Annotated in this window: 27 protein-coding genes; 9 read left to right on the forward strand and 18 right to left on the reverse strand. The window is 67.7% G+C overall.

Features of this window, described 5'->3' with window-relative positions; genetic code table 11:
- Positions 1-156 precede the first annotated feature (156 nt).
- The 3 genes from AC5WS7_RS29660 to AC5WS7_RS29670 are packed head-to-tail and all read left to right on the forward strand — an operon-like array spanning position 157 to position 2734.
- Positions 157-1161, forward strand: a complete 1005-nt coding sequence (locus tag AC5WS7_RS29660) for an ATP-binding cassette domain-containing protein (RefSeq protein WP_495957899.1) — start codon at positions 157-159, stop codon at positions 1159-1161.
- A complete protein-coding gene (locus AC5WS7_RS29665; RefSeq protein WP_495957900.1) occupies positions 1158-1946 on the forward strand; it encodes an ABC transporter permease in 789 nt (262 codons plus the stop codon). Before AC5WS7_RS29660 ends, AC5WS7_RS29665 begins: the two co-directional genes overlap by 4 nt.
- Positions 1943-2734: an ABC transporter permease gene (locus AC5WS7_RS29670; protein ID WP_495957901.1), complete on the forward strand. Its 792-nt coding sequence runs from the start codon at positions 1943-1945 to the stop codon at positions 2732-2734. Before AC5WS7_RS29665 ends, AC5WS7_RS29670 begins: the two co-directional genes overlap by 4 nt.
- Positions 2735-2824: 90 nt before the next feature.
- Here the strand turns inward: AC5WS7_RS29670 and AC5WS7_RS29675 are convergent, their stop codons facing one another.
- Positions 2825-3397: a class I SAM-dependent methyltransferase gene (locus tag AC5WS7_RS29675; RefSeq protein WP_495957902.1), complete on the reverse strand. Its 573-nt coding sequence runs from the start codon at positions 3395-3397 to the stop codon at positions 2825-2827.
- Between the two features lie 305 nt (positions 3398-3702).
- Between AC5WS7_RS29675 and AC5WS7_RS29680 the strand changes: the two genes are divergently transcribed.
- Both AC5WS7_RS29680 and AC5WS7_RS29685 read left to right on the forward strand, forming a co-directional pair.
- Positions 3703-4260, forward strand: a complete 558-nt coding sequence (locus AC5WS7_RS29680; protein ID WP_495957903.1) for a helix-turn-helix transcriptional regulator — start codon at positions 3703-3705, stop codon at positions 4258-4260.
- A gap of 36 nt (positions 4261-4296) precedes the next feature.
- Entirely contained in the window at positions 4297-5256 is a 960-nt protein-coding gene (locus tag AC5WS7_RS29685) for an RluA family pseudouridine synthase (protein WP_495957904.1), read from the forward strand.
- 10 nt (positions 5257-5266) lie between these two features.
- Here the strand turns inward: AC5WS7_RS29685 and AC5WS7_RS29690 are convergent, their stop codons facing one another.
- On the reverse strand, positions 5267-5731 hold the full coding sequence (locus AC5WS7_RS29690; protein ID WP_495957905.1) for an EXLDI protein: 465 nt from the start codon (positions 5729-5731) through the stop codon (positions 5267-5269).
- Positions 5732-5970: 239 nt separating this feature from the next.
- On the opposite strand from AC5WS7_RS29690, the gene AC5WS7_RS29695 reads away from it, so the two are divergent.
- The 4 genes from AC5WS7_RS29695 to AC5WS7_RS29710 all read left to right on the forward strand — a co-directional run bounded on the left by AC5WS7_RS29695 (position 5971) and on the right by AC5WS7_RS29710 (position 11819).
- The gene (locus AC5WS7_RS29695; protein ID WP_495957906.1) at positions 5971-6762 is read left to right on the forward strand and encodes a CPBP family intramembrane glutamic endopeptidase; all 792 of its coding nucleotides are present in this window, start codon (positions 5971-5973) and stop codon (positions 6760-6762) included.
- An 807-nt stretch (positions 6763-7569) separates the two neighbouring features.
- Positions 7570-9600, forward strand: a complete 2031-nt coding sequence (locus AC5WS7_RS29700) for a hypothetical protein (RefSeq protein WP_495957907.1) — start codon at positions 7570-7572, stop codon at positions 9598-9600.
- A gap of 109 nt (positions 9601-9709) precedes the next feature.
- Entirely contained in the window at positions 9710-10393 is a 684-nt protein-coding gene (locus tag AC5WS7_RS29705; protein ID WP_495957908.1) for an SGNH/GDSL hydrolase family protein, read from the forward strand.
- A 181-nt stretch (positions 10394-10574) separates the two neighbouring features.
- A complete protein-coding gene (locus tag AC5WS7_RS29710) occupies positions 10575-11819 on the forward strand; it encodes an acyltransferase (RefSeq protein WP_495957909.1) in 1245 nt (414 codons plus the stop codon).
- A gap of 5 nt (positions 11820-11824) precedes the next feature.
- Here AC5WS7_RS29710 and AC5WS7_RS29715 read toward each other — a convergent pair whose 3' ends face one another.
- The 16 genes from AC5WS7_RS29715 to AC5WS7_RS29790 form a co-directional block, all read right to left on the reverse strand.
- The gene (locus tag AC5WS7_RS29715) at positions 11825-12667 is read right to left on the reverse strand and encodes a DUF6585 family protein (RefSeq protein WP_495957910.1); all 843 of its coding nucleotides are present in this window, start codon (positions 12665-12667) and stop codon (positions 11825-11827) included.
- A 243-nt stretch (positions 12668-12910) separates the two neighbouring features.
- Entirely contained in the window at positions 12911-13222 is a 312-nt protein-coding gene (rpsQ, locus tag AC5WS7_RS29720) for a 30S ribosomal protein S17 (protein ID WP_495957911.1), read from the reverse strand.
- A complete protein-coding gene (gene rpmC / locus AC5WS7_RS29725) occupies positions 13219-13458 on the reverse strand; it encodes a 50S ribosomal protein L29 (RefSeq protein ID WP_495957981.1) in 240 nt (79 codons plus the stop codon). The genes rpsQ and rpmC overlap by 4 nt, the downstream gene beginning before the upstream one ends.
- Complete coding sequence (gene rplP / locus AC5WS7_RS29730) at positions 13455-13871, reverse strand: 50S ribosomal protein L16 (protein WP_067666862.1); 417 nt, start codon at positions 13869-13871, stop codon at positions 13455-13457. The genes rpmC and rplP overlap by 4 nt, the downstream gene beginning before the upstream one ends.
- Positions 13872-13874: 3 nt before the next feature.
- A complete protein-coding gene (gene rpsC, locus AC5WS7_RS29735; RefSeq protein ID WP_495957912.1) occupies positions 13875-14678 on the reverse strand; it encodes a 30S ribosomal protein S3 in 804 nt (267 codons plus the stop codon).
- The gene (gene rplV, locus AC5WS7_RS29740; RefSeq protein ID WP_495957913.1) at positions 14679-15077 is read right to left on the reverse strand and encodes a 50S ribosomal protein L22; all 399 of its coding nucleotides are present in this window, start codon (positions 15075-15077) and stop codon (positions 14679-14681) included.
- Complete coding sequence (rpsS, locus tag AC5WS7_RS29745) at positions 15074-15355, reverse strand: 30S ribosomal protein S19 (RefSeq protein ID WP_025347177.1); 282 nt, start codon at positions 15353-15355, stop codon at positions 15074-15076. The genes rplV and rpsS overlap by 4 nt, the downstream gene beginning before the upstream one ends.
- A 14-nt stretch (positions 15356-15369) precedes the next feature.
- A complete protein-coding gene (gene rplB, locus AC5WS7_RS29750; protein ID WP_040818434.1) occupies positions 15370-16200 on the reverse strand; it encodes a 50S ribosomal protein L2 in 831 nt (276 codons plus the stop codon).
- A gap of 33 nt (positions 16201-16233) precedes the next feature.
- Complete coding sequence (rplW, locus tag AC5WS7_RS29755) at positions 16234-16539, reverse strand: 50S ribosomal protein L23 (protein ID WP_495957914.1); 306 nt, start codon at positions 16537-16539, stop codon at positions 16234-16236.
- Positions 16536-17234, reverse strand: a complete 699-nt coding sequence (gene rplD / locus AC5WS7_RS29760; RefSeq protein WP_495957915.1) for a 50S ribosomal protein L4 — start codon at positions 17232-17234, stop codon at positions 16536-16538. The genes rplW and rplD overlap by 4 nt, the downstream gene beginning before the upstream one ends.
- Positions 17231-17896, reverse strand: a complete 666-nt coding sequence (gene rplC, locus AC5WS7_RS29765; RefSeq protein WP_495957916.1) for a 50S ribosomal protein L3 — start codon at positions 17894-17896, stop codon at positions 17231-17233. Before rplC ends, rplD begins: the two co-directional genes overlap by 4 nt.
- A gap of 14 nt (positions 17897-17910) precedes the next feature.
- The gene (rpsJ, locus tag AC5WS7_RS29770) at positions 17911-18216 is read right to left on the reverse strand and encodes a 30S ribosomal protein S10 (protein ID WP_003938093.1); all 306 of its coding nucleotides are present in this window, start codon (positions 18214-18216) and stop codon (positions 17911-17913) included.
- Between the two features lie 448 nt (positions 18217-18664).
- Entirely contained in the window at positions 18665-19186 is a 522-nt protein-coding gene (locus AC5WS7_RS29775) for a hypothetical protein (protein ID WP_495957982.1), read from the reverse strand.
- Positions 19187-19262: 76 nt separating this feature from the next.
- Positions 19263-20423: a hypothetical protein gene (locus tag AC5WS7_RS29780; protein ID WP_495957917.1), complete on the reverse strand. Its 1161-nt coding sequence runs from the start codon at positions 20421-20423 to the stop codon at positions 19263-19265.
- 127 nt (positions 20424-20550) lie between these two features.
- Entirely contained in the window at positions 20551-21012 is a 462-nt protein-coding gene (locus AC5WS7_RS29785) for a FixH family protein (RefSeq protein ID WP_495957918.1), read from the reverse strand.
- Positions 21009-22727, reverse strand: a complete 1719-nt coding sequence (locus AC5WS7_RS29790; protein ID WP_495957983.1) for a hypothetical protein — start codon at positions 22725-22727, stop codon at positions 21009-21011. Before AC5WS7_RS29790 ends, AC5WS7_RS29785 begins: the two co-directional genes overlap by 4 nt.
- Between the last annotated feature and the right edge of the window lie 22 nt (positions 22728-22749).

A 22749-nucleotide genomic window follows, 5' to 3' on the forward strand; every position in this document is an offset into this window, starting at 1 on the left:
CCCGGGTTTCCGATTCCGTGATCACTTACCCGACCACCGAGCATTTTGTTATGGTTAGCCTAACCTTATATAACCGCGTTGATCGATCTCGGATCGGCTCCGGCGGTGGGTTTTCGGACGTATGGCAGTTAGTTCTCGAAGAGTTGGGAGGATCCTGTGGCTGCGGTTCCAACGCAGGCGAACGCCGAGGCCGTGGTCGTCGAAGGCGTCGAAAAACGATTCGGCTCCGTGCATGCCCTCCAGGGGGTCAGCTTCACCGCTCCGGCGGGCAGCGTCCTGGGCGTGCTCGGACCGAACGGGGCGGGTAAGACGACGACGGTTTCGGTCCTTTCCACCCTGGTCCGCCCAGATGCGGGGCGCGCGACGGTCGCGGGGTTCGATGTGGTGCGCGATGCCGCGTCGGTTCGCGCATCGGTCATGCTCACCGGCCAGTACGCGGCGCTGGACGACCTGCTGACCGGCCGGGAGAACCTCGTACTGTTCGGCCGTCTGCTGGGGATGGGTACCAAGGCGAGCAAGCAGCGCGCGGCGGAACTGCTGACCCAGTTCGACCTGGAAGAGGCCGCGGACCGGCGCGTCGGGCAGTACTCGGGCGGTATGCGCCGACGCATCGATATCGCGTGCGGTCTGGTCCGGCTGCCGAAGGTGGTCTTCCTGGACGAGCCGACCACCGGACTGGATCCGGTGAGCCGCCAGGCGGTCTGGTCGCTGGTGCGCGACCTGCGGCACGAGGGCGTCACGGTGTTGCTGACCACCCAGTACCTGGAAGAGGCGGATGTGCTGAGCGACAACATCATCGTCATCGACAAGGGCCGGGTCATCGCCGAGGGCACGGCCAACGATCTGAAGGCGCGCTCGGGGCCCAGCTATTGCGAGGTCGTCCCGGTGGAGTCCGCGGACATCCCGGCGGTGGCCACCGCCCTGGCCGGTCTGGGCGATGTCACCATCGCCGACGCCGGGGACCGCGTCTCGGTGCCCGCTCCGGCCGGCGCGGCGACGTTGACCGCTGCGCTGGAACGCATTTCGGCCGCCGGAATCGAGTTGGTGGACATCGCGCTTCGCCGTCCGTCCCTGGACGAGGTATTCGTCAAACTCACCAGATCCGATGCCGTGACCGCGGATTCCGCCGCGGACACCGACACCCGAGCGGTGCGGGCATGAGCGGGCCGGGCGCGGTCGGCGAACCGGCTTCCGTCGTACTGCCGCCGACCGGCCTGCAGTGGCGCGCGCTGAGCGGACGTACCGTGCGCGCCGCGATCCGCGAGGGCGATCTGGGTTTCGGCTTCCTCGCGCCGATGATCTTCTTCATGTGTTTCTATGTGCCGCTGCGACATTCGATGGAGCGATCCGGGATGAGCTACGCGCAGTATCTGCTGCCGGTGATCATCCTGCAGGGCATGTTCTTCACGGCCATGTCGGCCGCCGACCGGGCGGCCCTGGACACCGCGAGCGGAATGGGCACCAGGTTGCGCTCGATGCCGGTGCGGCCCTGGGTGCCCATGGCCGCGCGGATGTCGGCCAACGCGTCGCGGGCGATCGTGGCGATCGCCGGTGCGCTGGTGATCGGTTCGATCTTCGGATTCCGATTCCACGATGTCGGCAGTGCGTTGCTCTTCGTGGTGCTGGCGTTGCTGTTCGCGGTCGGCGTCGTGATCGGCGCCGATGTGGTCGGCACCGCGACCGGTAATCCCGAGATCGGCGCGCAGATCCTGTTGCTGCCACAGCTTCTGCTGATCATGGCGTCGACCGGATTCGTTCCGGTGGAAGGCTTTCCGGGCTGGATTCAGCCGATCGTACGGTGGCAGCCGGTATCGGTGTGCAGCGATGCGCTGCGCGCGTTGTCCGCGGGGCGGTACGACTCGGTGGGCGGGGCGCTGGCGTGGTCGGTCGCTTTGATCGTGGTGTTCGCCGCGGTGTCGGCACGAATCGGAAGGCGGGCGCGATGACCACGCTGACACGGCAGAACGGCAACGCGACCACGCACGCGTCACTGGTCGGGCAGAGCCTGATCCACGCGGGCCGGCTGGTGCGCCGCTGGACGCGCGAACCCGAGATCATGATCCAGTCCCTGATCTTCCCCACCGCACTGCTGCTGATGTACCAGCTGGTGCTGAGCAGATTTCTGTCCGCGTCATCGGGCCGGGCGAGTATCGAGGGCTTCGTCCCGCTGGTCGCGGTGACGGCCACGATGTTCGGCGCGATGGCCACGGGCACTTCCCTGCACGCGGAGGCCGAGAACGGTCTGCTCGATCGCTGGCGGGCGCTGCCGGGCTACCGGGCGGCCATTCCGGCGGGCAGATTGCTCGCCGAATGTGCGCGCACCCTGGGCGCGACGGTACTGCTGCTCCCGGTCGGGGCGGCGCTCGGACTGCGCTGGCATACCGGCGTCCTGTCCGCGATCGGCGCGCTGTGCGTCCCCATCCTGCTCGTGGTGGGATTCGCGACGATGGTGATGGCGCTGGCGATGAGCCGTGCGGGCGCCAAGATCGTGGAGCTGTGCTCCATCCTGATCCTGCTCGGCATGTTCTTCAATTCGGGATTCGTTCCCGTGGACCAGTATCCGGGCTTCTTGCAGCCCGTGGTGCGCGCGCAACCGATGAGCGTGGCGATCGACGCCATGCGCGGCCTCATCTCCGGCGGTCCCGTGGCCGTGCCGGTGCTGTACACCGCCCTGTGGTCGGTGGGCCTGACCCTGATATTCGGCGGCCGGATCATCCGCGGCTTCCGCAAGTAGACCGCGCCCCAGCCGAAAAGGGCCCGGTGGCAACGGATTCGATTCCGTCACCACCGGGGCCGGGTGCCACGGCCATACCCGGGTCGCCGCCTACTTCTCGGGTCGCCGTGCGCGAAAACGGAAGCTGGACAATCGCTTGTCGACCTCGATATCGGTGAATCCGACACGGACGAGACGATCGGTGATCGTCTCCGGCGGAACCGGCACGCAGGTGTCGCCGACATGCATCAAACGGAACGGCAACCGATCCAGACCGTCGCTACCGGCGAACACGCCGCCGGGCCGCAGCACCCGCAGCGCCTCCGCGAACAGTTCGTCCTGCCGCGTCGGCGACGGCACGTGATGCAGCATCGTGAAGCAGACCACCGAGCTGAAAGCGTTGTCCGGCAACGGCATTGCCGCGCCGTCGCCCTCGACCACCCGCAGTCGGCGCCCGTGTTTCGCGCGCAGGCCGGCGGCCAGCTCCGGATCGATCTCGACGCCGGTGAGCGTCGCCGCGCGATCGCCCAGCGCGGGAATGTTCGCGCCGTATCCCGGACCGATCTCCAGCGCCGAATCGCCCAGGTCCAGGCCCGCCAGCGCCCACGGCACGATCTTCCGCGCGCTGGTGCGCTCCCACATCGCCGAGCGGCACAGCACTCGATGGAGGTAGTTCATCGCCATGCCTCGACGGTAGGACGACGTCGCGATGGCAACCAGACACTACAGTGACAGACTGTGTCGCAAAACGGCCATGCTCAGCTGCTCACCGCACCGCCGGGGGCCACCACGATGATCTTCGGCGCGGGCGACCTGCCGTCCGGCCACTGGTTCGATGTGCACGAACATCCACAACACCAGATCGCCTGGGCGGCACGGGGAGTCCTCGCCGTCCAGATCGGCGCCGGGCGCTGGGTGCTGCCGCCCACCAGGCGCTGTGGATCCCCGGCGGCACCGCGCACCGCACCGGCACGTCCCAGGGTGCGGCGATGCGCGGCATCTTCGTGGAGCCGCACCACGCCCCGGTCGCCTTCCCGACGCCGACCCTGTTGCGAGTCGGACGGCTGCTGCACGAGCTGTTCGACCACCTCGCCCGCGACGACGCCCGCGGCGTGCAGGACTGCGCGGACACTCCGCGCGACCACGACGACGCCGGTCCCCGCAGACGAGCGGAGGCGGTGGTGTTCGACCTGCTCGAACCCGTGCAGGTGGTACCGGTCGGAGCGCCGCTGCCGGCCGATCCGCGCGCCCGGACGGTGGCCCGTGCGCTGGTGCGGGATCCGGCCGACGACCGCTCCCTGCCCCAGCTCGCCGCCGCGGCCGCCGTGAGCCCGCGCACCCTGGCCCGGCTGTTCCGGGCCGAGACCGGAATGACGTTCGGGCAGTGGCGAACTCAGATCCGGCTGGCGGCCTCGCTGCCGCTGCTCGCCGGTGGGCTGCCGGTCGCCCGCATCGCCGAACGGGTCGGCTACGGCACCCCGAGCGCCTATGTGGCCGCCTTCCACCGGACGGTCGGCATCTCGCCGGGCCGATATTTCGCGCGGTGACGGACGCGCATCGTCGTGCCGATAGTCTTCTCACCGATGAGACGCAGGCAGAAGCCGCCGCTGCCGAAGCGGCACGGACTGGACCCGGCGCGGCTGCGGCTGCCGGACGAGGGCTCCTGGGCGACCATCCGCGATCACCTCGTGGAGCGGTTGCCCCGAGTCGCGCCCGCGCGCATCGATGAACTGCTCGCCGAGGGCGGCATCGTCGATATGGACGGTCCGATCGCGCCGAACGCCCCCTACGTCCCGGGCGGGGCGGTGTGGTTCCACCGGGATCTGCCGCACGAGACCGAGGTGCCGTTCCCGATCACGATCGTGCACCGCGACGATCATCTGCTCGTCATCGATAAACCGCACTTCCTGTCCACCATCCCGCGCGGCCGGCACATCCTGGAGACCGCGCTGGTGCGGCTGCGCCGGGAACTGGACCTACCGGACCTCGTTCCGGCGCATCGCCTGGACCGGGCCACCGCCGGGCTGGTGCTGTTCGTGATCACCCCGGCCCAGCGCGGCGCGTACCAGAAATTGTTCGGGGAGCGTCGCGTGCGCAAGGAGTACGAGGCGATCGCGCCCCACGCTCCGGAGCTGTCGCTGCCGAGAACGATACGAAGCCGGATCATCAAGGAGCGCAATATCATTCGCGCTTTCGAGGTGCCGGGCGAGCCGAACGCCGAGACCCACGTCGAGTTGCTCGGTCACCGCGGCGGACTGGGCCGCTACCGCCTGCGTCCGCGCACCGGCCGCACCCACCAACTCCGCGTGCACATGAACGGCCTCGGCATCCCGATCCTCGGCGACGATTTCTTTCCCGAACTGACCGAACGCCCCATCGATGACTTCACCCGCCCGCTGCAATTACTCGCGGCCACACTGGAATTCACCGATCCGATCACCGGGGCAGCCCGCCGCTTCGACACCGCCCGAACCTTGCAGGCATGGTCCGATCCCGTCGGCTGGTCGGCCGGGCTGCACCCGAAAGCACACCGCGACAACTGATCCCGCGACTTCAGATATCGAGATATTCGATGCGCGGCTGTTCGACAACGGCGGCCACGCGGCGATGCAGTTTCGGTGAGAGCACCCCGCGCAGATCCTCCAGCGTGTCCACGACCTCGACCTCGTAATCGCCCCAGGTCGGTTCGGCATCGGTATCCACGCCGAAACCGCTGCCGCCCAACATGCTCAGCCAGTTCTTCCAGCTGCCGTGGAAGTTGGCCCGGGAGGCCATCTCCGCCCAGTCGAAACGTTGCCGCTGCACCACGAATCTGCCCGAGCGCCCTTGATAGACCTTGGTCACCTCAACCTCGCGCTTGCCGAATTCGCGGCCTTGGACCACGAACCGCCCCTCGAAACGCTTCGTGCGCGCTCCGGCCGGGCCGTCGGCGAGCTCGACGGTCGCGAACTCGTCCTCGCGCTCGGTCGATCCCGGCGCGTCGGCCGTGACGGACTGCTGCTGCGAATCAATGGCCATGGTTCCACCCTTCATTCGAAGATGCACGGATGCGCATCCTTTGATTTCTTCGAGGCACGGCGGATCGGGTGATCGCAACTCGGGGCAACCGGCGCGACACGGAAGGCCACCCACCACCGGGCCGCCATCTCCCCTCGCCACCACTATACGTAGACGTATACATATAGCGCAAGAGCCGATCGAGTCGGTGATCGATGAGATATGGCGAACCTTCAGCTAACAAACGTAGACTGATATAGATGTCTCGAAACGATAACGACGGCACGCCGGTCGCGAGCAGTTCCGGAGCGACCGCCCTCCTCGAGCCGCCCACCGCCGGGCCGGTTCGGCGGGTCCATGCCTACGTCGACGTGGCCGTCGTCGTTCTCACCCTCGCGGGTACGAATCTGATCGCCCACTTCACTTCGGCGTGGGCCAATGTCCTGACCGTCCCGATCGCCGCGGTGGTTCTGGTGCTGCTGATGCGCCGGCGCGGCCTCGGCTGGGCCGAACTCGGCCTGTCCCCCCGGCACTGGCGGCGCGGCACGCTGTATGCACTGGGCGCGGTCGGGATCGTGCTCGCCGCGGTGGTGATCGGGGCGGCGCTGCCGATCACCCGGCCGTTCTTCCTCGCCAACCGCTACGCGACCATCTCCGGCGCGCTGATCGCCTCGATGATCGTGATTCCGCTGCAAACCGTCATTCCCGAGGAACTCGCCTTTCGCGGCGTCCTGCACGGCGCACTCGACCGCGCCTACGGCGTGCGCGGCGTATTCGCCGCGGGCTCACTGCTTTTCGGACTCTGGCATATCGCCTCCTCGCTCGGCCTCACCAGCGGCAATCGCGGACTGAGCGGAATTCTCGGCCACGGAGCGACGGCTCAGGTCGCGGGCATCGCGCTGGCGGTCCTGGCAACCGGTGCGGCGGGTGCGGTCTTCACCTGGCTGCGGCGGCGCAGCGGCAGCCTGCTCGCTCCGATCGCGCTGCACTGGTCGCTCAACGGGGCCGGAGCGCTCGCCGCGGCCCTGGTCTGGCACACCGCACTGCACTGATACCGAAAAAGGGGCCCCGAGATGTGTCGTCCGACGAATTCCCGAGGCCCTCAATGCTTCCCGCAGGGTAGCCGTGCGGATCACACCTCTGGATCCTCCTCGATGCGGTGCCAGGCCAGCGCCAGCCGAGATGCAGTTCACCCGAGGGGGTGAAGCCGGTGATACGCCGGGACATGCGCTTGTGCTTTTCGTGATGGGGCCGCCCGGCCGGGCCACCGTCGCCTGACGCGGACGAGAACGGCCGCCCGGTTCGGGCGGCCGTGCTGATCCTGCGCATACGGAAGTGCGGCCGCCCTTCAGGGCAGCCACCATCCGAGGTGCGCACAGTTCCGCATGCGGCGAGGTTCGCCCGCACCCGATCCGTGACCTGGTAGAGGAACAGTCCTTGGGATTTGCGGCCGGTCATCGGCCGGATGATGCGACACCGGCCGGACAGGGTGATGCGGATGTCCTCGATGCCGTCGGTCAGCCCGAGCTGCACCATGGTGCGCGGCTTGGCACGCACGACCTCGGTGTTCCCCGGTACCGCGGCCCGGCCTGCCTGTCGTGCGCGATCTCGAGCAGACCAGGCGGTACACAACGGACTCGGCGAATGTACAGAAAACACTGGAAATGTCAGCAGAAGACACATTTGCCCTGATGGAACCCCTCGCCGCACCCGAAGGGCGCACAAGCCACCCGAACGGATGTTCGGTGGAAGCATTGACCTCGAATGGGCCGGGCATTACTCTCACTGCGGTCACACATACGTTCGAGTAATCGGTTCGGCAACTGCCGCAACCACATCCGCTCCCGGGAAGGCGCGCCATGCTCGACAACCGGTCGACCGGCAATTCCGAACCCTCCGATCCAGCCACGGCGGCCTCGTCCCCGGCGGCGGAGCAGGCCACCGCGACATCTCCGTCGGCCGCCGAGGCCGCGATCGCCGCCTTGGCGGATCGGGTCGCCACCGCCCGCGGAAAGCTGCCGCTGCAATCGGACCCGGCGCTGTTCGCCGAACTGTCCGAGAACGAGATCGCCGCCGAACGCGAACTCGCGGAGTGGATGCGCAAGCAGCGGCGGCAGCAACGCCGCCGGGCCGTGAGCGCCGAACTGGCCGCGGAGAAGCGAGACCGCCGCGTCGCGCTGTCGGTGCGCCGCGCCGACGACGCCGATGCGCGCTGGCACCGGCGCGCCCTGGCCGCGCGGCGGCGGGTGTCCAATCCCGATGCGCGCCTGGCCCAGTTGTATCGCCGCGCCGAATGGTCCTCGCGAGCGCTGATCGGCGTCGTCGTGCTCGGCATGCTGTGGGCCGGGGTGAACGTCCAGCACAATCTGGTCCCCAGCGGTGACATGTCCGATCCGCTGTACTGGCTCAGTTACGGTTTCGAGGCGATGATCTCGATCCCGATCATCACGATCATGGTCGTGGCGACCACCGCCGCCCGCTGGGGTCGCGAAATCGCAGGCGGCAAGGTCGTTTTCCTGGAAGCGGCCCTACTGGGCGTGACCATCGCCCTCAACGCGGGCCCGCATCTGGTGGCGGGCGCACTGGCCCGCGCCGCCGAATCCGCGGTGGCACCGGTCATGGTCGGCGTGGTGATCTGGTTGCACGCCTGGGTTTCCGCCCGCTACGCCCAGCTGATCGATGCCATTCCCGTCGAGAACGACGCCAGTCCCGACCAGCCACCGCCCCGATTCGGCCACACCACGGTCGAATTCGGCGAGCCGCGTCGCGCCACGTTTGCCGAATTCACCACCGAGCCAACCGATTCGGTAGCCCTGCCGATGGGCCACACCGCCCGCCCCGCCGACGGCACGGCCACCTTCGGCGCCCGATTCGACCCGGCCGCAGGCTTTTTCGCCACGCCCGCCGCGAATGCCGAACATGCCCGGCGAAACGTCACGTCACACATCGCGCCCGATCGGCCGACGATCGAGCACGATCCACGCACCACCACCGCGCGCACCACCACCACGCGGTCGAACGACATCACGGCCGCCGCACCGGCATCCCGCCGGAGTGCCGAACCGAACCCCCACGGCGACATCAGCGCCGACGCGCACCAACCGTCTCCGCAGTATTCCGCCACTGCCTCCACGACCGAACCGCAGCCGCCGAACCCGGTCACGCCCGAGGGCAGCGGCATTCCCGTCGCGGATTCCGCCGATGTCCGGCTCGCCGAGACCGGGCGCCCCGCCGAACCGTCCGGCGAAGTTGCGCCCGCGAGCACAACCCAGCAGTCCCCCGTCGAGTCGGCGGCCCGCCCCGCGCTGCCCTCCGCCGACCTCGATTCCGCCGCATTCACTCGGAACGTGACCGGCGAGCCCGCCCCCAGTGCGCCCGCCGCGACTGCCACGCCACCGCAGCCGGCCGCGCACACCCGCCCGGCGAATGCACCCGCCCAGCATCCCGCTCAGCGCGCGGCCGCGATGAGCGAGCCGGTCGAGTCCCCCCGCCCGGCCGCGAGCGCTCAGCGAGGCACTCAGCTCGCCCTCGACGAGCAGGCGGTCGCCGAGGCGGCGCCGCGACGGCCACGCCCGAGGATCGTGCCGGATCCGGAACCCGCGACCCGCACACCGGCCCGCGACGCATTCGAGGCGCACGATGCCTGGGACGACGGTGACGAGATCGACCCGGACAGCGACGAGACCGGTGTCTGGGCGGTCGCGCGCGAGATCTCCGCGCGACGACTGTCCAAACTTCCCGTCGAACAGCTCGCCGAGGTCCTCACCCTCGCGGACGAATCCTGGACCCCGGCCGCGATCGGCGCATCGATCGGCCTGCCCGGCTCGCGTGTGCTCGGCATCCTCGAGGCGGCGCGCCGGCTCGCCCGTCCGTACGCGGTCGGCAGCTGAACGGAATCGGACCATCGCACACACCGCCGACCACAGGATTTGCCCGCGTGGCGTAGTTCACCGGACTCCACAGCTTGACCCACCCTTACAACCTGATAACACTGACTGCGTGAAGCGCGTTTCGAGATTCGGCATTTACGCCACTGTCGTAGCGGCGGCGAGCGTCATCGGACTGGGTACCCAGCACGGTCACGCGGGCGCCACCACCGGCCCCGAAGCAGCGCAGGATCGCCCGACGCTGGCCGTGGTCGGGGCATCGATCAGTGACGGGGTCGGTGCGGGATCCCCGCAGAAGGGCTGGCCCGTACTGCTGGCCCACCAGCTCGGCTGGCGTTCCACGGTGAGCGCCGACCCGGGCGCCGGCTACGTCGCGCCGGGCTATCACAAGCTCGGCCCCATGGAACGCCTTCTCGGCAAGCTGCAGCTCACCTCCGACCACCCGACGGTCGTGATCGTGCAGGCCGGATACAATGACATCGGCACGTCGCCGGCCGAGCTGGCGACGAATGTGCGCAAGGTCATCAGCGAAATCCGCACCCAGGCGCCGGACGCGGCCGTGGGTGTGATCACGGTTTTCCCGAAGGGTGAGCCGACACCCGCCGCATGGGCCACCGACAAGATCATCGTGACCGCGGCCAGGTCGGCCTATCAGAACGTGTACGTCTTCGATCCACTGTCCTCACATTGGGTATTCCCCACAGTGGCAGACCGGCTCCATCCCACCGCAGCCGGTCACCAGTGGATCGCCGACCGGCTCGCCTCGGATTTCCGGCATTACGGTCTGACCCACTGACATCGGGCCGAGGGCCCGTGCCGCCGGCACAGCCGATTCGGAGGAATCGATCAGTCGGCTCACAGGCTCGGTGGGAACGATGGTTTTGACGGTCGGACCGAGGGAAGTGTATGAGGCAGTTCGAAGCAGGGGTAGTCGAGACGGAGGTGGCGACAGTGCTCGCCCGGGTTGCGGTGGCCTGATGAGTATCAGCATCGCACCCCGCACCGTAGCCACGCAGTCCGAGGCGCCGGCCCCGCGACGCAAACGGCCGCATCTCCATCAGATCGACCTGTTCCGGATTCTCACCTTCGCCTGTGTCATCGGCGCGCACGTAGTCGGCAACTCGATCGACGCGAGCAATACCGCGGCCAACGGCGTGGTCATGCCCCTGCACTTCACCCGGGACGCGTTCTTCGCTCTCACCGGCTTCGTGCTGATCTACCAGTACCGCGGTAAGTCGCTGGACACCCGGGCCTTCTGGCGCAAACGTTTCCCGCTGGTCGGCATCCCGTACCTCGCCTGGTCGGTTATCTACTGGGGTTATTCGGTCCTGGCCGGACTGCATCCTGGAGAACCGGTCCGCAGCGCGCTGTGGCGGCTGGTGTTCGAGACGGCCACCGGCGGGGCCTGGTATCAGCTCTACTTCCTGCTGGTGACGATGCAGGCGTACCTGCTGTTCCCCTTGATCATGCGACTGCTGCGCGCCACCGAGGGCAATCACCGGTGGGTGCTCGCGGCGAGCGCGACGCTACAACTGGGCGTGCTGTGGTGGCTGGTGCACCCGCCGACGCTGACCGGACGAGCACTCGGCATCTGGAACCACCTGTATGCCACAGCGATCCCGTACCAGTTCTACATCCTGCTCGGCGCGATCGCGGCCTGGCACATCGACGCGGTCACCCGCACGGTGCGCCGGCTCGGCCCGTTGTTCGTCGCGGGCGCGACCGTGGGGCTGGCGCTGGCCGAGCTGTACTTCCTGTGGCAGACGCGGCAGATGCCCGCCTGGCAGGCCAACAACGTCTTCATGCCGCACCTGCTGTTCTGCTACGTCCTGATCATCTCCGCCGTGTACACGGTCAGCAGTTGGTGGGCCGCGCACCGACGCGAACACGACCTGTTCTCCCGAGCCGTACGCTTCGGCTCGGACCGATCGTTCGGCATCTTCCTGTCGCACCCGATCGCGCTGCAGGTGCTCGCACCGGTCATCCCGGCGCTACAGAATCACCTCGGGCTCTTCTGGGGCACAGTGCTGCTGTATCTGACCGTCGTCGCGATGGCGATCGGCATCACGGAGGTGGCGCGCCGGATTCCGGGCAGCCTGTGGCTGACCGGGCGGCCGATGCTGCACACCGATCCGCTCGGCATCGCCGGGCATCTGCGTCGCGCACAGCCGTCCGGGTCGGCGCCCGCCGCCGAGGATCTGCCGCTCACGCCGACCCGCTGAAACGCTCAGCGAGCTTCCGATTGGGTGCCGTCGGCCAGTTCCGCCGCAGCAGCCATGCGCAATCGTTCGGCGACCTCGTTGAAGATATAGAAGTTCGGAATGGATTCGATGGGCGGCAACGTGACCCAGCGACTACCCGACTTGAATCGGATCAGGCCACCCTGGGCATCGATCGTATCGACCTGTTCCCAAGGGTAACTCGCGCCCGCGAACGCCAATTCGGCCAGATCCACGACGATTTCGCCGAACTGCACGCGCTCCCCGGCATCGATCGCGGCCACCGCGCGCGGGAGTTGTGTTGCGGTCACGGCGGATTGAATGGCCGGACCCCATTCATGCGCGCAGTCGAATTGGCGTTCGTCGAAGGATTCGTGCGAACCGTCCGGTCCGTCCAGGGTCAGTGAGTACTCGGCGGGCGCGCCCGGCGACGGGATGACCGACTGCCGGACTTCGGCGGTGTCCCAACGGAATGCGGTGATCTCCTGCCCCGATCGATACACCGTCAGACCGTGCTCGAACAGATCTATCCGGGCCGTACGGACCGCACCGGTGAGGCTGCCGCGTAACCAGGCCGCCGCCAACGGAATCAGCGCCAGAATGACGAATACGATCGTGCCGGTCCACCAGGACGCGGTCGCGCAGATCCCCGCGACGATGGCCAGCCCGCCCGCGATCAGCCCGCACCCGCGCACGAAGATGTCGTCACTCATGGACGCGGGCAGAAACGTCTGGCGATGCGCGCCCAGCTTCTGATATTCGGCCATCAGGTGAACCAGCTTCGTCATGCGCACCGGCGGCCGTTCGCCAGTTGCCCCGGCCTCCTGCCGGACCGTGCTCGGGGTGGTCACATCATCCCTCCATACGCGGGTTCTCCGCGCGAAGCGTATTCCACTCGCCCCAATCTTTCTACCAGTGGGCACGATAACGCCCGGTTCGGGCGCGCAGAAGTAATTCGCTCACCGGATATTTCGTTCGCTATCGGCATACCGCCGGTTATCGCGACCGACACCGCGCCGCCGAATACGCCGCAGGCCCGCTTTCCGGGAAGGAAAGCGGGCCTGCGGTTTTCGACTCTCAGCGGTGGAGGGGACTTACTTGGCCCGCTCCAGCACCTCGACCAGACGCCAGCGCTTGGTGGCCGACAGCGGACGGGTCTCCATCAGCTGAACGCGGTCGCCGACACCGGCGGTCTCGTTCTCGTCGTGCGCCTTCACCTTGGAGGTGGTGCGAATGATCTTGCCGTAGAGCGGGTGCCGCGCGCGGTCCTCCAGCTCGACGACGATCGTCTTGTTCATCTTGTCCGAGACGACGTAGCCGACGCGAACCTTGCGGCTGCCACGCTCCGTCTCCTTGGCCGGCGTCTTGGCCGGGCCCTTCTTTTCACTCACACTGCTGTCACTCATGCGGCGTCTCCCTCAGTCTTGGGACCGGTGGCCAGACCGAGCTCGCGCTCGCGCATGACCGTGTAGATGCGCGCGATCTCGTGCCGGACCACACGCAGCCGACGGTTGTTCGTCAACTGACCCGTCGCCATCTGGAAGCGCAGGTTGAACAGCTCTTCCTTCGCCTCCCGCAGGGCGGCGACGAGCTCGTCCTGATCCTTGTCCCGCAGCTCTGCGGCCGGTGTTCCGCTCATCAGAACTGCTCCTCCCTCGTCACGATCCTGCACTTCATCGGGAGCTTGTGCATCGCGCGGCGCAGGGCCTCGCGAGCGGTCTCCTCGTTCGGGTAACTCATCTCGAACATCACCCGGCCGGGCTTGACGTTCGCGACCCACCACTCGGGCGAACCCTTACCGGAACCCATGCGGGTCTCGGCGGGCTTCTTGGTCAGCGGACGATCCGGGTAGATGTTGATCCAGATCTTGCCGCCACGCTTGATGTGGCGGGTCATCGCGATACGCGCCGACTCGATCTGCCGGTTGGTGACGTAGGCGGGCTCCAGAGCCTGGATGCCGTACTCGCCGAACGCCACCGAGGTGCCACCCTTGGCCATGCCGGAGCGGCCCGGGTGGTGCTGCTTGCGGTGCTTGACCTTGCGAGGCATCAGCATGGGTCAGCCCTCCTGAGGTGTCTGCGCCGGAGTCTCCGCCACAGCGGTGGCGGCACGCCCGGCCTCGGTGCTGGTCGCGGTGGTACCGGACGAACCGGACCGCCGCGGACGGTTCGGCCGCTCCCGACGCTCGCGGCGCTCACCCGCCGGCGCGGCGCTGGCCGTGACCTCGCGCTTGCCGCCGACGATGTCGCCCTTGTAGATCCAGACCTTCACGCCGATGCGGCCGAAGGTGGTCCGAGCCTCGTACAGGCCGTAGTCGACGTCCGCGCGCAGCGTGTGCAGCGGAACGCGACCCTCGCGGTAGAACTCCGAACGCGACATTTCCGCGCCGCCGAGGCGACCCGAGCACTGCACCCGGATGCCCTTGACGTTCGGCGAACGCATAGCCGACTGGATGGCCTTGCGCATCGCGCGACGGAACGCCACACGGTTGGAGAGCTGCTCGGCGACACCCTGAGCGACCAGCTGCGCATCCGACTCGGGGTTCTTGACCTCGAGGATGTTCAGCTGGACCTGCTTCTTGGTGAGCTTCTCCAGCTCGGCGCGGATGCGGTCGGCCTCCGCGCCACGACGGCCGATCACGATGCCCGGACGCGCGGTGTGGATGTCCACCCGGACGCGATCACGAGTGCGCTCGATCTCGACCTTCGAGATGCCGGCCCGCTCCATGCCCGTGGCGAGCAGCTTGCGGATCGCGACGTCTTCCTTCACGTAGTCCGCGTACTGCTTGTCCGCGTACCAACGCGACTTCCAGTCGGTGGTGATACCGAGGCGGAAGCCATGGGGGTTGATCTTCTGTCCCATTTACTTAGCCCCTCCCTTCCGGCGGCTGCGAGCCGGGGCGGCGCTGGCGACGCTCTCGACCTCGATGGTGATGTGGCTGGTGCGCTTACGGATCCGGAACGCACGGCCCTGTGCCCGCGGCTGGAAGCGCTTCATGGTCGCGCCCTCGTCGACGTACGCGGTCGAGATGACCAGCGTCGCCGGGTTCAGGCCCAGATTGTTCTCGGCGTTGGCCGCGGCCGAGGCCACGACCTTGGCGACCGGTTCGCTCGCTGCCTGCGGCGCGAACTTCAGGATGTTCAGCGCGTCCTCGACCCGCTGGCCGCGAACCATGTCCACGACGCGACGCGCCTTCATCGGCGTCACGCGAACGTGCTTGGCGGTGGCGCGTGCGGTCGGATTCTGAGTTTCAGTGCTCATCGCCGCTTGCTCTTCCGATCTTCCTTGACGTGGCTCCGGAACGTGCGGGTCGGTGCGAACTCACCGAGCTTGTGCCCGACCATGTTCTCCGACACGAACACCGGCACGTGCTTGCGGCCGTCGTGGACCGAGAACGTGTGGCCGATGAAATCGGGGATGATGGTCGAACGCCGCGACCAGGTCTTGATGACCTGTTTGGTGTTCTTCTCGTTCTGGACGTCCACCTTCTTGAGGAGGTGTTCGTCGACGAACGGGCCCTTCTTCAGGCTGCGTGGCATGTCTTAACCTCCTCTTAGCGCTTCTTGCCGCGACGGCGGACGATGAGCTTGTCGCTCGGACGGTTGGGTTTACGAGTACGGCCTTCCGGCTGACCCCAGGGCGAGACCGGGTGGCGACCACCGGAGGTCTTGCCCTCACCACCACCGTGCGGGTGGTCGACGGGGTTCATCACGACGCCTCGGACCGTGGGGCGCTTGCCTTTCCACCGCATGCGGCCGGCCTTGCCCCAGTTGATGTTCGACTGCTCGGCGTTGCCGACCTCGCCGATGGTGGCGCGGCAGCGCACATCGACGCGGCGGATCTCGCCCGAGGGCATGCGCAGGACGGCGTAGGCGCCTTCCTTACCCAGCAGCTGGATGCTCATACCGGCCGAGCGGGCCAGCTTGGCGCCGCCGCCGGGACGCAGCTCCACCGCGTGCACGGTGGTACCGGTCGGGATCGAGCGCAGCGGCAGGTTGTTGCCCGGCTTGATGTCCGCACCGGTGCCGGACTCGATGCGAGTGCCCTGCGTCACGCCCTTGGGAGCGATGATGTAGCGCTTCTCGCCGTCCGCGTAGTGCAGCAGCGCGATGTTGGCGGTGCGGTTCGGGTCGTACTCGATGTGCGCGACCTTGGCCGGGATGCCGTCCTTGTCCAACCGGCGGAAGTCGATCAGACGGTAGGCGCGCTTGTGACCGCCGCCGCGGTGCCGGGTGGTGATCCGGCCGTGCGCGTTGCGGCCGCCGGACTTGCTCAGCGGGCGCAGCAGCGACTTCTCCGGAGTCGACCGGGTGATCTCGGCGAAGTCCGAGACGCTCGCGCCGCGACGGCCCGGCGTCGTCGGCTTGTATTTACGGATTGCCATGAGTTCTTCTCTGCTTTCTGGACTCTCCGCCGCTTACGCGACAGAGCCTCCGAAGATCTCGATGGGCTTGCTGTCGGCCGAGATGGTCACGAGCGCGCGCTTGGTGCTCTTGCGCTGGCCGTAACCGAAGCGGGTCCGCTTGCGCTTGCCCTGACGGTTGGCGGTGTTGACGTTGGTCACCTTCACGCCGAAGACCTTCTCGACGGCGATCTTGATCTGCGTCTTGTTCGAGTCCGGGTGCACCAGGAAGGTGTAGGTACCCTCCTCGATCAGTCCGTAGGACTTCTCGGAGATGACCGGCGCGAGCAGGATGTCGCGGGGATCGGCGATGGTGGTCACTTGCTGTCCTCCTGTGCAGCTGCCTGATCTGCCTCCGAGGGGCCGTGCACGAAGGCGTTGAGCGCCTCGACCGAGAAGATCACGTCGTCGCTCTTGAGGACGTCGTACGTGTTCAGCTGGTCCGGAGCGATGGGGTGCACGCCCTGCAGGTTCGCCACGCTCTTCCACGCGGTGACATCCTCGCGGCCGACGACGACCAGGATGTTCTTGCGCTCCGACAGCTCGGTCAGGAAGTTCTTGGCGGTCTTGGTCGAAGGGGTCTGTCCCGCGACGAGTTCGCTGATCACGTGGATGCGCTCGTTACGCGCCCGGTCCGACAGGGCGCCACGCAGCGCGGCGACCTTCATCTTCTTGGGCAGACGCTGGGAGTAGTCGCGCGGCTGCGGGCCGTGCACGGTGCCACCGCCGGTGAACTGCGGCGCGCGGGTCGAACCCTGACGGGCGCGGCCGGTGCCCTTCTGCCGGTACGGCTTCTTGCCACCGCCGCGGACGTCGCCGCGGGTCTTGGTCGCGTGCGTGCCCTGGCGAGCCGCGGCCTGCTGGGCCACGACGACCTGGTGCATCAGCGCGACGTTGGCGGTGACGTCGAAGATCTCCGCGGGGAGTTCGACGGTGCCGTTGGTCTTGCCGCCCGGCTCTTTGACCGGAAGCGTCAGGTTGGTCTTCTTTTCAGCGGTTGCTGTCTCGGTGCTCATGCCCGGGCACCACCCTTCACTGCACTCTTGACGATCACGACGCCGCCCTTGCGGCCCGGGATCGCACCCTTGATCAGCAGCAGGCCGTTCTCGGCGTCCACCTTGTGGACCGAGAGGTTCTGCGTGGTGACGCGGTCGCTACCCATCCGGCCCGACATCCGCATGCCTTTGAAAACACGGCCAGGCGTCGAACATCCACCGATCGAACCCGGGCGGCGGTGCACGGCCTGCGCACCGTGCGAGGCGCCCTGGCCGCGGAAGCCGTGGCGCTTCATGGTGCCGGCGAAGCCCTTGCCCTTGCTGGTGCCGGTCACGTCGACGTACGCGCCCTCTTCGAAGACCTCGGCGCTGAGTTCCTGGCCGACCTCGAAGGTCGAGGCGTCGGCGACGCGGATCTCGGCGACGTGGCGACGCGGGGTGACGCCGGCCTTGCTGAACTGGCCGGAGACCGGCTTGCTCACCTTGCGCGGGTCGATGGCGCCGAACGCGAGCTGAACGGCGGAGTAGCCGTCGCGCTCCACGGTGCGGATCTGGGTAACGACGTTCGGGCCCGCCTTGATGACGGTCACGGGAACGACGCGGTTCTTCTCGTCGAAGACCTGGGTCATGCCGAGCTTGGTGCCCAGGATGCCCGCGGCCGGACGGCTCTTGTTGTCAGTCATATTCGAAGTCCCCGTCACTGAATGTTGACGTCGACGCTGGCCGGGAGGTCGATGCGCATGAGCGCGTCCACCGTCTTCGGCGTCGGGTCGAGGATGTCGATCAGCCGCTTGTGCGTACGCATCTCGAAGTGCTCGCGCGAGTCCTTGTACTTGTGCGGCGAACGGATGACGCAGTACACGTTCTTCTCGGTCGGCAACGGCACCGGCCCGACGACGCGGGCACCGGTGCGGGTCACCGTCTCGACGATCTTGCGCGCAGACGCGTCGATCGCCTCATGGTCGTAGGCCTTGAGCCTGATGCGGATCTTCTGTCCCGCCACGCTGAGTGTCCTTTTCTCCGCTTTCGTCGTGATCCGGGAGTCGCCTCCCGAAGCACCCTCATTTGCATGCCCGAACCCACGAAGACAGCAGACGCATCCGTACTTGCCTCGACCGGTCTCGACCGATCCATCGCCGCTGTTCATCTGTCATGGTTCTTCCGGTCCACGCGGTCGGGCGTGTCGCCTTTCCGCTCATTCTTCGGCCCCGGATAACTCTCCATTGGGCCGGTAGAACGCTGTCCCGGACGTATCCGCGCCGGACTCGACACCGATACTGAGTGGGTACTGCCCGCCTCCACCGATTACGCCTGGTATCCGCGGGTTTTCACCACAGACATACGCCACCCGGTGAAGGCAACCCGACAAGTATGCACGAGCCCCGGCGCGGACTTCAAATCGGGGTCCTGTGAGCCCGGCGACGCCCCCCGCGGACGCCGCCGGGCCCGGATCAGATCGTCAACGGCAGCTTTCCCGGACGCAGCCGCCGCCACACGACGACGAGGAAAATCAGCAGTCCGGCCAGGGGAAGCAGGCCCAACGTCCAGCTCAGCGGCAGCGGCGGACCGGGTTGATCGAGTACCCGCACACCCTGCAGCGTGCCCTCGCCGCGGCCCTGCGGCCCGTCGATGACGAAGCTGAAACTGTAGTCGCCGGGCGCGTTCAGGGATTTCACGTCCAGGCCCCAGGAGTCGCGTTTGCGCGGATGCCGCGCGAGCGGCTGCACCCGGCGGGTGGCCCGGCGGTCGGGTCCGTTGATCTTCAGGGTTCCGGACTTGCCGGCGATGCCGCCGTCGGGCAGGAAGGTGAAGTCCAGCGACTGCATGGCCCGGATCGGCCAGGTGGTGAATCCGACGGTGACGCCGTACGGTCCGGCCTGGACCCGTTCGGTGTGCACGATGTTCACCGGTTGATAGGCGGCGGCCGGACCGGACGTGATCAGGCCCAGCGTGGCCGCCGCGAGCAGGAGCACCGCCAGCCGGCGCAGGGTGGCGCTGTTGATCACGACCGCACCTCGGCGCCGCGGCGATCGTGCGTGATGCGTTGGGTCACAAGGTCTCCCGTGGTGCGAGGGTGCGCAGCATGGCGGCGAAACGTCCGGCGAGATATCCGGCGACGAGTCCGAACGGGATGCCCAGAACCGCGATGATGACGAACATCGACGCGCTGATGTGCGCGACCGGATCGGTCAGGATCGTTTGCAGCGGCAGGCCGATGCCCAGGATCACGCCCGCCACCACGCCGGTCGCCAGCAGCGTGCGGTGCGGTTCCAGGTTTCGGGTCCTGGCCAGCGCGAAGATTCCCTCCACGGCCACCGCGGCGACGATCAGGAACATCGGCATGATGCTCGGGAACGAGGGCGGCAGCGGCAGCAATCCGTCGCGCAGCGGCAGGCCGACGGCCGAGGCGTACACGTGCGCGGCCCACGGCGAGAACCACCACAGCAGCCCCTGCGTCACACTCATCGCCAGACCGATGGCCAGCGCGGCTCCGGCCCGGCCCAGGACGACTGCGCCCACGATGAGCAGCATCGGCGCGAACAGCACGGTGGCGGCGACCATGGCGTCGACGGGCAGGCGCAGGTTGTTCAGCCCGTCGGCGGGGATCGGGGCGTAGGAGATCAGCAGCACGATCGCGAAAACCAGCCCGGCGCGCCCCCACAACTCGTCTCGATGCGCGGAGAACACGATGACGCTGCCGATCATGGTCGTCGAGATCGACAGGAACAGCGCTACGTGCGAAGGGGTGTTGAGGACCGCGTCGAATCCGTAGATCGAATGCCACTCCAGGTCGAACAGGCCGTAGAGCAGGAACAGTGCGGCGCCCGCGCCCGAAACCATGTAGCCGATCGGTGCGGTGAGCGTGCCGCCGAAGACCCGGATCGGCGTGCCGCCCGCGCGTGGCACCGCGCGGCCCGCCCGCTGCGCCGAGGTCATCAGCACGACTACGGCGAGACTGGCGAATCCGGAGATAGCGCTGCCGGAATAGAGGAACAGATGCGGCAGTGTGAAGAAGGTGTCCGGCCCGACGTCGTTGTGCCACTGGATATCCCAGCTGGTTCCGACCGTGGTGACGACGATGCCGAGCAGGACGACCCAGGCTCCCGCCCGCGCCGCCGTTCCGGTGGCGTCGGCCACGGTGATCGAGCGCGGCGTATTCGCCGCTGCCGCACCGCCCGGCGCGGTGTCGAACGGTATCGAGGTGCTCATGGCTTCTCCCCCGTCTCGGGCTGCGACCAGGTTGTCGCCTGGTCAGTATCCGACAGCGATCCGGGCGGTCGCTCCTTGTTTTCGCGCATCGTGATCCTCCCTTCCGGTGCTCCCGCACCCCTGTTTCTCATCCGCTGATCCACAGCGGTACGGAAAGCCGATCGGTCGAGTCGCCGATCACGATGGACAGCCGCAGATCCCACGGCCCGGTCATCATGAACGGCACATCCTGCGCGTGATAACGACCTTCCCCGCTCGCTGTCGCGGTCACCGGCGCATTCGAGTAGCCCATCCGCGGCTCCACCGCCTGTACCTCGACGACGGCATCGCGCACCGGACGTCCCGCACGATCGGTGATGTCGATATCGATGCTCGTGTCGCCGATCCGGGAACTGCCCGATGTCACAGTGACAATGTGATCGGCTGTGCCGCTGTGCATTACGAGATGCCCGGGCGGGCTCGGCCACAGCAGCCATCCGGCCAGTGCGATCAGCGCGACCACCAGTGCGAGAACCGCCGCCACCCGTAGCGTTCGGGCGCGCGGCCCGTGTTCGACCGGATTCGCGGTCGTCGCGGGACTCGTCGTCATCGTGATCCTCCCGCCACGACGTCGAGAACGATCGGGATGGTGAGCACGGTGTAGTTCTTCTCCACCTGTATCCACAGCCGGTAGCGGCCAGGCGCTGAGAAGGTGTAAGTGAACGGGACCGCCGGGCCGTATGCGGCGACGGTCTCATCCGGTGCGCTGTCACCGTTCACCGGTGGCATCAGCATCGCGCCGCCGGGATCGTTGCCGCCACCAGGCATATTCGGCATCGGCCGCGTACTCGGATTCGAGTCGTGGTTCATCCCGAGCATATCCGGCATCGGCGGAGTGCCGGTGCTGGAATCATTGCTCATACCAGGCATATTCGGCATCGTGGTTGTGCTGGTGTTCGGACCGTTGCTCATCCCGGGCATATCCGCCATGGCCGGTGGGCCGGAAGTCGTTGTCCCGCCGACCGGCTGGTTGCTCATGCCCGACATGGACATGCCGCCCATGGAGTGAGCGTGCCCCCAGACCGAAGCGTTTTGAACCGCTGTCCCGATATCGGTATCCGAATCGGGAAGTGGTCCGGCGACGATCATGTGCCCGACCATGCCGAGCCAGGGTTGCAGATCGGAGGCGGTGCCGACGGTCGCGGTCAGGGTGGTGGGCTTACCCGCGGTTGCGGCGGTGGCGGCCACGGCGATCGGGGTGGTGTCGACGTCGGTCGATGCCGTCGTGGCGCCGTCGCCGAGGTGTACCGGATTCGCCGTGTGCTGCGGTGCCCCACTGGCGGCCTGCCCCTGCGTGACGGTGAAACCGCCTGCGGCGCGGACCATTTGCACACCCCCACCGCGCCGCGCCAGTTCGGCGGACAGCGCGTAGTGCCCGGCCTCCGGCAGGGTGAGACGGATCCTGAAGTGGCCGGGCGCGATCCGGATCGGATGCAGATGCCACAGCTGACCGCTCGGCCCGACCACCAGCAGGTGGATCAGCGCACTGTCCTCGATGATCAGATCGTCGACGGCCGCGCCGGTAGCCGCATCGATCGGATACAGATCCAGATCGCCCGGCTGTCCGGCGATCAGCGGCGCTCCGCCCAGCGCGAGCATCACCGGCGGGCGCGAGAAGTCCGAAATCATCGGCTGCCCAAGGGAATACGGGTTGCTCACATTGTCCACATCGGGATCGAGCTGCACGCCGGGCTGCGGTGGTAACGGCAATGATGCGGACAGCACCGCAGCCGTCATCGCCACCGCCAAACCCGCCACCATGCCCCCGGCGGGCACCAATGCCCACGCGCTGCGTCGCGCCCGAACCGCCACCAGAATCGAAACCGGCAGCAGCACACCGGCCGCCAGGAATCCGCCGTACACGAACCGTTCCGGCGGCGTGGTCACCTGTTTCGACACCACGAACGGAATGCGCGCGACCTGCTGCCCATCGCCCACGGCCAATTCCCAGGGCCCGGGCCGATCCACTCGCAACGTCGTCGCGTACATCCCCGGCGAATCGCCCAGCTGCACCGCCCCCCGATCGGTGGGTACTCCCGGTGCCGGCGACGCCGCCGCCGACGAGGCCCCGGTCGGCGTCAACGCCAATGTCAGCCTCCCGCCCCCGCTCCCGGCATGAGTAACCACCTCGACCTGCAACGGCCCCGGCACCGACGTCACCCGCCGCAATACCACGGTCAATTCCCGACCCCCCAACGTCTGCGCAATAGACACATCCCCGCCCGAAGACGGCGCGTCGGCCCCCGCAACCCCGCCCGACCCCATCAGCAAAAACACCCCCACCAGC

Source organism: Nocardia sp. PLKS1-43 (assembly GCF_059510335.1).